The following is a 10,276-nucleotide window of genomic DNA, read 5'->3' as shown; positions in this document are numbered from 1 at the left end:
TCAGGACGGCGGGTGGGCGGGCCATACCGCCCGCTCTCACCACTTACCAAATCGTCTCATTAGAGACTGTGCAGCGCAATATCAGCTTGCGGAACTCAACCGGCAAGACGCGAAACGTTGCGAAACTCGCGCGGGCTGACGCCGGCATGATCGCGGAAGAAACGCGTGAAATGCGCCGGCTCCGGAAAGCCAAAGCGCTCGCTGAGCTCGCCGAGCGGCGTGTCCTCGCGCATCACGGCCTCGAGCGCGCGCTCCATGCGGACAACGTTGAGATAGAGCTTTGGCGAGACGCCGAGTGAGGTCTCGAACAGGCGGAAGAATTGCGCGCGCGAGAGGCCCGCGCCCTTCACGAACTGATCGACATTGGAATAGGAATCATGGACGCGCATCGCGTCCATGGCGCGGCGGATGCGCCAGTCGCAGCCAACCGCGGTCATGCCGCGGATCGAGGTCGGAAAGCTGCGCCAGGGTGTGAAGCGTTCGATCACCGCGATCATCAGGTCAGACAGGGTCTGCTCATGGGTGCGCACCGCATCCGGATTCGCCATCATTTCAGTGGCCAGATGCAGCGTAAGCTGGCGGATGCGCGGCGACACCTCGCCCGAAGGACGCTCGAAAAAGCCCGGCGCGCCGCTCGCAGCCCAACCGGGTCGGAACTCCTTCAGCCATTCCGGCTCGATATAGAGCGCCATGATCAGCGTGCGCGGCCGATTGACGTCGTGCACATAGGCATGCGGCTTCCAGCCGTCGACCAGCACGGCGGCGGTGTCGGTCAGCGGCGTGACCTGGTCGCCGACTAGGAACTGCGTGTCGGCGCCCTCGACCTTGAGCAGGACGTGACAGTGATGATGAGCGTGACGAACCAGCGAACGGTCCATGTCGAGCAGCGCGACCCTGCCGAAAGCGCCGTGAGCGATGCGCAGGGCCGTCGACATCAGTTCCTTCCCCCCGGCAGCATTGCGCTGCAATACGATTGGTTCATTGGCGAGGCACTATAACCAGCACCCGCTTCATATTCCAACGACGCAAACCGACGCAAGTCGATTGGAGGCGGTAACCGGCTCATGCACGCGCCTCCGCGAGAAGCCGCGCGACCGCCGCACTCGGATCGGCCTGCAACGCAGTGGCGAGATCGACATGCTCCTCACCCTTCACGCGGATGCGCTTGAAGGCGAGTTCGGGCGCGCTGACCGGTGCGGTCGCATCCAGGCCCATCTTGGCGCTGATGCCGTTGTCGGTGGTCGGATCAAGCTTCGAGCCGAGCGCACCTGAGACGACCATGAGATCGCGATCAGCCTGGAAGCGCGTCGCCACCGCCCATTCGATTTCGTCCGATGAGGAGATGTCGACGTCCTTGTCCACGACGACCACCTGCTTGATGTCGTAGTGGGCGCCGAAGGCGCACATCATGATGTTCTTGGGCTCGCCGTCATTGGCCTTGTCGATCTTGATCGCGAGATGATAGCGGCAGGGGCCGCCGCGCGTCAGGCGAACGTCGAGCACGTTGGGGAAGCTGCGGCGCAGATGCTGGAGCAGCGTCGCCTCGCGCGGCACGCCGCCGAGGATCAGGTGCTCGAAACCGCCGCCAACGATGGTGTGGAAGATCGGCTTCTTGCGATGCGTGATCGCATCGACCTCAATCACCTCGCGGTTGGCGCGCGGACCGTAATATTGAGGGAACTCGCCGAACGGGCCTTCCGGCTCGCGCACGCCCTGAAGAATGCGCCCCTCGATCACGATCTCCGCATGGGCAGGGACGCGGACCGAATTGGTGCGGCATTTGACGACATCGACAGGCGTGCCAAGCAGCGCGCCGGCAATTGCCATCTCGTCCTCATCGAGTGCGGCGATGGCTTGGGAGGCCAGCAACAGTGCCGGATGCGCACCGATGACGATGGCGATCTCCAGCGCCTGCCCCTGCTCTTCGGCGAGGCGATAATAGGAGAAGGTGTGCCGCGGTAGCAGGAGCACGCCGATGCGGTTCTTTCCGGAGATCTGGCAGCGGTGGATCGAGACGTTCTGCACGCCGGTTCTGGGATTGCGCGCAATCAGGAGGCCGGCGGTGATGTAGGGACCGCTGTCGCGCTCATTGTGCTTGGGCACCGGGAGCTGGCGCAGCAGATCGACATTATCATGCACGACCTCCTGCACTGGTGCCCTCGCGACCTCATGCGTCGGCAACGGGTGGCTGGCGGCCGCCAGAAAGCGCGGCAGCAACTGGTCCTCGGTCACGCCGAGGGACTCGGCCACCCAGTCGCGCCCGGCAAAGAGATTGGCGACCACGGGGATCTCGTGCCCGCCGGGGCGCGGAAACAGCACCGCGCTGTCGCGCTCCAGGCGCTTGGCGATGGCGGCGAGCTCGTCGGCGAGGCCAATGCCTTCGCGCGCAATGGCGAGCTTGCCGTGTTCGGCGAGGTAGGAGAGCCAGCCGCGTAGATCGGCTTGCACCTTCGCAGCGGGTCTGGCCGGAGGTTCCATTTGCATGTAACGGGTCTTTCCTCGACGTCTTCAGCTCAGGGCGCAGCCTTGTGCAGCGTCGGCGAGCGGCGCTTAAGCGCCTCGTCCTCGCCCCAGCGGCGCACCACGCCGATGTCGATATCGAACAAGTCGAGCACGCGGCCAACGGTGTGCTCGACCATGTCTTCGAGATTTTCCGGTTTGGCGTAGAAGGCCGGCACGGGCGGCGCGATGATCGCGCCCATCTCCGATAGCGCCGTCATGGTCCTGAGGTGCCCGGTGTGCAGCGGGGTCTCGCGCACCATCAGCACCAGACGACGGCGCTCCTTCAGTACGACGTCGGCGGCACGAGTCAGCAATGTCGTGGTCACGCCCGAGGCGATCTCGGACATCGAGCGCATCGAGCACGGCGCCACAATCATGCCGGCGGTGCGGAACGAGCCACTGGAGATGGCGGAGGCCATGTCGTCGATGGCATGGCAGACATTGGCGAGCCCTTTCACCTCTGCGATCTTCAAATCGGTCTCGTAGGCAAAGGTCAACTCGGCGGTCTTCGACATCACCAGATGCGTCTCGACGCCGGCATTGCGCAGCAGCTGCAGCAGGCGCACGCCATAGCGGACGCCGGAGGCGCCGGAAATACCGATGATCATCCGCTTGGGCCAGGCGTCCCGCATATGTCTGGTTTCACTCTCTTGGGCCGCGCCTTTAGGGCACGTGCCCACAAGACTAGGCAATCCATGTCATCACCACAAATAATCATTGATTATATCATCAATCATCTGAAATGATGGATGAACCTCGGTAGGCGAATGAAGGACGGGCCCGGTGGAACTCAGGCAGATGCAATATTTCCTGTGCCTAGCCGAGGAAAAGAACGTCACAAGGGCCGCGCGCCAGCTCAACATCGTGCAGCCGGCACTAAGCATGCAGATCGCCAAGCTCGAGGCCGAGCTTGGCCAAAAGCTGTTCGACCGCAGTGTGCAGGGCATGACGCTGACCAGCGCCGGCGAAGCGCTGGTGCGGCTGACCGCCCCGATCGTGCGCGACGCCGAATATGCGCGTCAGGAGATGGCACAGCTCGGCGGGGGCATCTCGGGCCGCGTCTCGGTCGGCCTCATCACATCGGTGGCGCAGAGCACGATGGCGAGGTCGTCGGCGCCCGTCGCCAGCCGCTATCCCGACATCACGCTGTCGGTCTGCGAGGGCTATACAGAGACGCTGGTCGACTGGGTCAACACCGGCCAGCTCGATTTCGCGCTGATCAACGTGCCGCGCCGCAAGACGCCGTTGGCAGCGCGTCACGTCATGGACGAGGAGATGGTGTTCGCCTGCCGGAAAGACGGCCCGATCAGGCCGCCTGCAAAACTACGCTTCGACCACATCGCCAATGTCGATCTCGTGCTGCCGTCGAAGCGCCACGGCCTGCGCCTGATCCTCGACGAGCACGCCGCCGCAATCGGCATCGACCTGCGGCCACGCCTGGAGCTCGACACCCTGCCCGCGCTCTGCGACGTGATCTCGACTACCGATTTCGCGACGGTGCTGCCGACCATCGCCCTCCGGCAATCGCTCGCAAGCGGCGCCATTCGGGCGCATCGCTTCGACGAGCAGAGGATCGTGCGCTCGATTGCGTGGGTGCATCACCCCAGGCGCGCCGTGTCGGTCGCGGCCAAGGCCGTACTCGATGTCATCAGCCAGGATCTTGCGCAGGCCGCCGCCGTGGCGAGCGGGTTCGTGGAGCCCGCCCCGCGCGACGCAACTTTGCCTTTACGCAAGGAGCGCGGGAAACCGAGGCGGAAAGCGATCTCCTGAACGCAGAATTCCGCACGGACAAGATGTCGCTCGCTGCAAAATGAGACGCGTTGGTAAGTTTTGAGACCAGCCGGCATGACGGCCGCAATGGCCTGCTAACTACGGTCCAGGCGCAGAAACTCGCGAACCTGGCGCTCATCCCCGACGACTCCTGTCCCGGACGATTCCAGGTCTTGCAGAACAAGACACAGTCGGGAGGTCAAGTCCGGGATGACACCGTTCGGTCGCAGCAAGATCACGGACAGCACGGCGCCATGCGCCAACGGCTTTCACCTCAACCGCAGGTCCTTGCTGTCGTTCGGCGCGGGCGCTGTGCTCGCCGCCACAGGAGTTCGTCCTGCACGAGCACAGGACTATCCCGCCCGGCCGGTGCAAGTGCTCGTGCCCTTTGCCGGCGGCAGCGCCAGCGACGTCGTCACGCGCATCCTGCTCAACCGTATGTCCACATCGCTCGGGCAGGCCTTCGTGGTCGACAACCGCCCCGGCGCCGGCGGCAATATCGGTACTGCCGCGGCGGCTCATGCATCGCCTGACGGTTACACCCTGCTGATGAGCACCTCCGGTCCGCTGGCCGCGAACAAGTCGCTCTACAAGGACCTCCCCTACGATCCGCTGAAGGATCTCGCCCCAATCGGCCTGTTCGCGACGCTGCCGAATGTCATCGTGATCAACTCAAAACTGCCGCCGAAATCGCTGGCCGAGTTGATCGACTACGCCAAGGCGCATCCGCGCGAGCTGAACTACGGGACGGTCGGCGTCGGCTCCTCGCAGCACCTGGCAGCCGCCTACTTCGAGCAGCTCACCGGTGCCGAACTGACGCACGTGCCCTACCGCAACATCGCCGCCTACACGCCGGACTTCATCGCCGGACAGGTCCCGCTCGGCTTCCAACTCCTGCCGAACGTCCTCGGTCTGATCAAGAGCGGTGATGCGCGTCCGCTCGCGGTTGCCAACGACAAGCGCATGACGGCACTGCCGGATGTGCCGACCGCGGCCGAGGCCGGCCTTAAGAATTACGAGAGCGCGGCCTGGCTCGCGCTGCTCGCGCCGGCGAATACCGAGAAACCCGTCATCGAACGGCTGTATAAAGCGATGGTCGAAGCCGTGAACGATCCGAAAGTGCGCGCCCTCTTCGTCGAACAGGGCGCCGAGCCGCTGGTGATGGACCCGCAAGGCCTGAAGGACTTTATGGCCTCGGAAGCCGCGAAATGGGCGAGGATCATCAAGAAGATTGGCATTGAGCCGATGTGACTCCGAGGCTTCGCTTCTCGTGGCTCTGGCTGTTCTGCACGCTATAATGCGCCAAGATACTCTGCCCGCGGAAGCACGTGGAATTCACGCACCGGTGGAGGTTCAGTGGGGTCAACGCTCGAATATGAGACGAAGTGAGTTCCCGCCAAACCACGCCAAATTTCGCGATAGCCGCTCCCCTCCCTGTCTTCCGGCCGCCCACAGTTCGACGGCGCCGTATGGATCATCCAAGACGGCGCGCTGACCCATCTGGTTGGCGACCTGCCGAGCTGATTGCACAGAGATATAGCGGCCAGATCCATGCGGCCGGCGAGGCTCGCGCGGATTTCGAGCGCCTCGGTAGCACCTAATTGAAGACTGCACTTCATCACTGCCCGACCCGATCACCTTGCCGGAAGCGAGGTCCGAGATCGATTCACGCTCCGCGTCAGACGGCCGGATGATGATCCATTTTGTCGCGGTTGACTTGTTATAACATTTGGGCAAATGTCCTAACTAACCGGAAATATAAATCCGGATTTTCGGGAGGACCGCATGCCGTCATTCACGCTGACGCGACGAACGCTACTCAAGACCGGAACCGCAGCCGCCGCTTTCGCGGCGCTTGGTCCGGCCTTTCTCCGGCAAGCTGCCGCGCAGGACGCCGACCTCGCGCCATACAAATCCGCTCAGATCGATTGGCAGCAGGTTTCCGGCGAGACCATCACGGTCGCCGTGATCCCGGCGAGCTATTTCGAAAACCTCATCACGCTGGCGCCGCAGTTCAAGGCGCTCACTGGCATCGACGTCCGCTTCGAGAAGATTCCGCCGGCGCAGATCCGGCAGAAGAGCGTCATCGACCTGACCTCGAAGACCGGCACCTATGCGACCCATGCCGCGGATCCCATGTATTACGCGCTCTATGCCGCGAACAAATGGGCCGAGCCGCTCGACACTTACCTCGCCGACAAGTCGCTGACCGATCCGGCCTGGTTCAAGCTCGACGACATCATTCCGGCCTGGCGCAGCGCCAACGGCATCGACGGCAAGCTCTATGGCATGCCCTATGACGGCGAGGTCACCATTCAGGTCTATCGCAAGGACCTCTATGACGCGAAGGGCCTGAAGCCGGCCGACACGCTGGAGGCCTACATGTCCAACGCCGCGGCGTTGAACACGCCGAACGACCGCGTCTGGGGTGCAGCCCTGCGCGGCGTCGCCGGTGCCGGCCAGAACATGTACATTTATCCGTCGATCTTCCGCGAGTTCGGCGGCGACTGGATGAAGGGCGGCAAGCTCACGGTCAACGGCCCCGAGGCCGAGGCGGCGCTCGCCTGGTACGTCGACATCATGAAGAAGTATGCGCCGACGGCGGCGGCGAACTGGAACTGGCCGGATATCGCCGACGCCTTCTCGCAAGGCACCGTCGCCAGCTACATCGACGCGCATTCGTCGGCTTCGGTCATCAACAATCCCGAGAAGTCCAAGGTGATCGGCAAGGTTGCCTATGCCCGCTGGCCCAAGGGTCCCTCGGGCAAGCGCACCACGTCGATCTGGAACTGGGGCTTCCCGATCAATTCCGCGCTGCCGGAGAAGAAGCGCAAGGCCACCTGGCTGTTCATCCAGTGGGCCGCGAGTGCCGAGACCCAGGCGCGCACCGCCCACAAGTTCGCCGGCCCCACCAAACGCTCGGGCGTCAACCGCACCTCGGTGTGGAAGGATCCTGACTACATCAAGCTGATGAACGGCTTTGGCGAGAACTTCGTCGAGGCCACGATGGGTGCCCTGCAGGAGGACACCGACGTCGACTGGCGTCCGCGCGTGCCGCAATGGCCGGCGATCGGCGACACCATGGCGACCGCGATCCAGTCGGCCCTCTCCGGCCAGGCCACGATCAAGGCCGCACTGGACGATGCGCAGCGCCGCATCGAACCGATGATGCGCGGCTGAGCCATGGCGACCACAGCGGTGACATCGGCCGGGATCGCGAGCGAGGCGCCTCGCAGTGATTTCGGCCGCGTCCTGGCGCAGCGCGAGCGCCGGTTTGCGGCGGCCCTGCTTGCACCGGCGTTTCTCGCGCTGCTCGCCACCACAACGTTTCCGCTGCTCTTCCTGGTCTACACCAGCGCATTCCGGATGGATCTGGCGATGCCGTTCACCAACGGCTTCGTCGGGTTCGACAACTACCAGGTGCTGCTCTCCGACGAGCGCTTCTGGACCTCGCTGCTGGTGAGCCTGGTCTATACCGGCTCGACCGTCGCGCTGCAGGGCATCATCGGCCTCGCGCTCGCCTTGCTGGTCATGGACATGAAGCGTGGCCAGGGCTGGTTCAGGGTCATCGCCATCCTGCCCGTGGTGCTGTCGCCGGCCGTGGTCGGCATGATCTGGCGCACCTTCATGCTGGCACCGGAATTCGGCATCGTTGACTTCCTCGCCATCAATGCCGGCCTCGGCAGCAAGAACTGGCTCGGGGATCCCACGTTGGCGATGGTGTCGGTGATCGCCATCCATACCTGGCAATGGACGCCGTTTGCGTTCATGGTGCTGCTGGCCTCGCTCGCCTCGCTGCCCGAAGACATCTACGAAGCGGCTCGGCTGGACCGTGCCTCCGCCTGGCAGCGCTTTCGCCGCATCACCCTGCCCCTGCTGCGCCCGGCAATCGTCATGGTCATTATCATGCGGACCATGGTGGCGCTGACCGCGTTCGCGGCGATCTTCACCGTCACCGCCGGCGGCCCCGGCACGGCGACCGAGATCCTCAATCTCTATGCCTACCGGAAATCTTTCACCGAGCTGTCGATTGGCTACGGTTCGGCGCTCGCGGTCGCGCTCCTGATCGTGACTATCATCATCTCCGGCATCCTGTTCGCGATGCGGAGGGCGAAATGACCGCAAGGCGCCTTCGCATCTTCGCCCTGCTGGCGATCTCTATGGTGTTCCTGCTGGCTTGGGCATTCCCCATCATCTGGAGCGTGCTGAACTCGCTCAAGACCGATTCCGACGTATTGGCCTATCCGCCCAAGCTGGCGTTCGCGCCGACCCTGGAAGCCTATCGCGACGTGCTGTTCGGCTCCGGATCGATCCTGCCGAACCTGCTCTCGAGCGTCATCATCTCAGTCGGCACCACCGTGGTCACCATGCTGATGGCGGTGCCGGCGGCCTACGCGTTGGCGCGCCTGCGCTTTCGCGGCAAGAAGTTTGCGGGCTTCTACGTGCTGGCCACGCAGATGCTGCCGCCGGTCGGCATCATCATCCCCTACTTCCTGGTGCTGCGGAACATCGGCTGGATCGACACCTATCAGGGCATCATCCTGATCTATCTGTCGTTCTCCCTGCCCTTCGCGATCTGGCTCTTGGTCTCCTATTTCGAGGACATTCCTTTCGAGATGGAGGAAGCCGCCTATCTCGACGGCGCCAGCCGATTGAGGACGCTGTGGCGGATCATCATTCCGCAGGTCCGTGGCGGCATCGCCGTGACAATCGTGTTCGTGTTCCTCAATGCGTGGAATGAATTCCTGTTCGCCGTCGTGCTCAGCGGCAACACGGTGCGACCGGTCACGGTCGCCATGTTCAATTTCGTCTCCGTCGAGCAGACGCTGTGGGCCAAGCTCGCCGCGGTCTCGGTTCTCGCCATGCTGCCTGTCGTCGTCCTCGGCGTGGTCGCGCAGAAGCATATCGTGAAGGGCCTGATGGTCGGTGCAGTCAAGGGCGGAGGACGCCGATGAGCAGCCAGGGTCAGGTCAGTTTTCGCAACATCGTCAAGATGCACGGCGAGTTCGCCGCTCTGAAGGGCGTCAATTTCGACATCAAGCCGGGCGAGTTCTTCGCGCTGCTCGGCCCGTCCGGCTCCGGCAAGAGCACGACGCTGCGCATCCTCGCCGGCCTCGATGCGCCGACCGCCGGCCGCGTGCTGATCGACGACAAGGACGTCACCTCGACCGATGCGCGGGACCGCGACATCGCCATGGTATTCCAGAGCTACGCGCTCTACCCGCACATGACGGTGGCCGAGAACATCGCCTTTCCGCTGGAGATGGCCAAGCTGCCGAAGGCCGAAATCACGCCTGCCGTGAAGGACGCGGCGCGCAAGGTGAAGATCGAGCATTTGCTCGACCGCAAGCCGGGCCAGCTCTCGGGCGGCCAGCAGCAGCGCTGCGCGCTGGCCCGTGCCATCGTGCGCAAGGCTCGCCTGTTCCTGCTCGACGAACCTCTCTCGAACCTCGATGCCAAGCTGCGGCTGGAAACCCGCGCCGAGCTGAAGAAGCTGCAGCGCTCGCTCGGCGTCACCGCGGTCTACGTCACCCACGACCAGGAAGAGGCCATGACGCTTGCGGACCGCATGGCGGTGTTCATGTCCGGCGAGATCCAGCAGGTCGGCACGCCCGCGGAGGTGTTCGCCCGCCCGAACTCGATCGATATCGCCGGCTTTATTGGAAATCCCCCGATGAACCTCGTCCGTGCCCGTTACGTGGACGGGGACGTCATCATCGCGGGCCACCGTCTCAAGACGACGGCCACGACCGCGGGTGAGCACGACGTGGTGGTCGGGCTTCGGCCCGGCGCCCTCCGCATGACGGAGGGTGGCATCGGCGCGCGCGTCGACCTGATCGAGGATCTCGGCGATACCGCCGTGCTCGACCTCGACTGCGCGGGCACCATGATCCGCATGCGCGTCGCCGACGGCAACATTCCCGGCGAGGGCGACACGATCTCGATCACCGCCCGCCCGCAGGACATTCACTTGTTCGATCCAGCAACACGCATGCGGCTCTGA

9 protein-coding genes are annotated in these 10,276 nt (G+C 64.0%); 6 read left to right on the top strand and 3 right to left on the bottom strand.

Going from position 1 to position 10,276, the window contains the following annotated elements:
* Positions 1-95 precede the first annotated feature (95 nt).
* From X268_RS12185 to X268_RS12175, 3 genes are all read right to left on the bottom strand, one after another.
* A complete protein-coding gene (locus X268_RS12185) occupies positions 96-935 on the bottom strand; it encodes a helix-turn-helix transcriptional regulator (protein WP_128925183.1) in 840 nt (279 codons plus the stop codon).
* 127 nt (positions 936-1,062) lie between these two features.
* Positions 1,063-2,484, bottom strand: a complete 1,422-nt coding sequence (locus tag X268_RS12180; RefSeq protein ID WP_164937678.1) for a UbiD family decarboxylase — start codon at positions 2,482-2,484, stop codon at positions 1,063-1,065.
* A gap of 29 nt (positions 2,485-2,513) precedes the next feature.
* Positions 2,514-3,134 (bottom strand): UbiX family flavin prenyltransferase, encoded by a 621-nt coding sequence (locus X268_RS12175; RefSeq protein WP_128925182.1) that lies wholly within the window; start codon positions 3,132-3,134, stop codon positions 2,514-2,516.
* Between the two features lie 166 nt (positions 3,135-3,300).
* Here X268_RS12175 and X268_RS12170 point away from each other — a divergent pair, with 166 nt between their 5' ends.
* The 6 genes from X268_RS12170 (at position 3,301) to X268_RS12145 (ending at position 10,276) form a co-directional block, all read left to right on the top strand.
* Positions 3,301-4,272 (top strand): LysR family transcriptional regulator, encoded by a 972-nt coding sequence (locus X268_RS12170; RefSeq protein ID WP_128929228.1) that lies wholly within the window; start codon positions 3,301-3,303, stop codon positions 4,270-4,272.
* Positions 4,273-4,482: 210 nt separating this feature from the next.
* Entirely contained in the window at positions 4,483-5,523 is a 1,041-nt protein-coding gene (locus tag X268_RS12165) for a Bug family tripartite tricarboxylate transporter substrate binding protein (RefSeq protein ID WP_128925181.1), read from the top strand.
* A gap of 534 nt (positions 5,524-6,057) precedes the next feature.
* Positions 6,058-7,452, top strand: coding sequence for an ABC transporter substrate-binding protein (locus X268_RS12160; RefSeq protein WP_128925180.1), 1,395 nt, complete (start codon positions 6,058-6,060; stop codon positions 7,450-7,452).
* 3 nt (positions 7,453-7,455) lie between these two features.
* The gene (locus tag X268_RS12155) at positions 7,456-8,391 is read left to right on the top strand and encodes a carbohydrate ABC transporter permease (protein WP_128925179.1); all 936 of its coding nucleotides are present in this window, start codon (positions 7,456-7,458) and stop codon (positions 8,389-8,391) included.
* Positions 8,388-9,227: a carbohydrate ABC transporter permease gene (locus X268_RS12150; RefSeq protein ID WP_128925178.1), complete on the top strand. Its 840-nt coding sequence runs from the start codon at positions 8,388-8,390 to the stop codon at positions 9,225-9,227. The genes X268_RS12155 and X268_RS12150 overlap by 4 nt, the downstream gene beginning before the upstream one ends.
* Positions 9,224-10,276 (top strand): ABC transporter ATP-binding protein, encoded by a 1,053-nt coding sequence (locus X268_RS12145; protein WP_128925177.1) that lies wholly within the window; start codon positions 9,224-9,226, stop codon positions 10,274-10,276. Before X268_RS12150 ends, X268_RS12145 begins: the two co-directional genes overlap by 4 nt.

Origin of the sequence: Bradyrhizobium guangxiense, assembly GCF_004114915.1 — a bacterium.
GTDB classification, from domain to species: Bacteria; Pseudomonadota; Alphaproteobacteria; order Rhizobiales; family Xanthobacteraceae; genus Bradyrhizobium; species Bradyrhizobium guangxiense.
Note: the sequence above shows the minus strand (reverse complement) of the source record. Positions and strands in the feature narration are given on the sequence as shown.

Excerpts from the sequence above, each read along its gene's own strand:
- X268_RS12185 (WP_128925183.1), bottom strand. The coding sequence starts at position 935 with ATGTCGACGGCCCTGCGCATCGCTCACGGCGCTTTCGGCAGGGTCGCG.
- X268_RS12180 (WP_164937678.1), bottom strand. The coding sequence starts at position 2,484 with ATGCAAATGGAACCTCCGGCCAGACCCGCTGCGAAGGTGCAAGCCGAT.
- X268_RS12175 (WP_128925182.1), bottom strand. The coding sequence starts at position 3,134 with ATGCGGGACGCCTGGCCCAAGCGGATGATCATCGGTATTTCCGGCGCC.
- X268_RS12170 (WP_128929228.1), top strand. The coding sequence starts at position 3,301 with ATGCAATATTTCCTGTGCCTAGCCGAGGAAAAGAACGTCACAAGGGCC.
- X268_RS12165 (WP_128925181.1), top strand. The coding sequence starts at position 4,483 with ATGACACCGTTCGGTCGCAGCAAGATCACGGACAGCACGGCGCCATGC.
- X268_RS12160 (WP_128925180.1), top strand. The coding sequence starts at position 6,058 with ATGCCGTCATTCACGCTGACGCGACGAACGCTACTCAAGACCGGAACC.
- X268_RS12155 (WP_128925179.1), top strand. The coding sequence starts at position 7,456 with ATGGCGACCACAGCGGTGACATCGGCCGGGATCGCGAGCGAGGCGCCT.
- X268_RS12150 (WP_128925178.1), top strand. The coding sequence starts at position 8,388 with ATGACCGCAAGGCGCCTTCGCATCTTCGCCCTGCTGGCGATCTCTATG.
- X268_RS12145 (WP_128925177.1), top strand. The coding sequence starts at position 9,224 with ATGAGCAGCCAGGGTCAGGTCAGTTTTCGCAACATCGTCAAGATGCAC.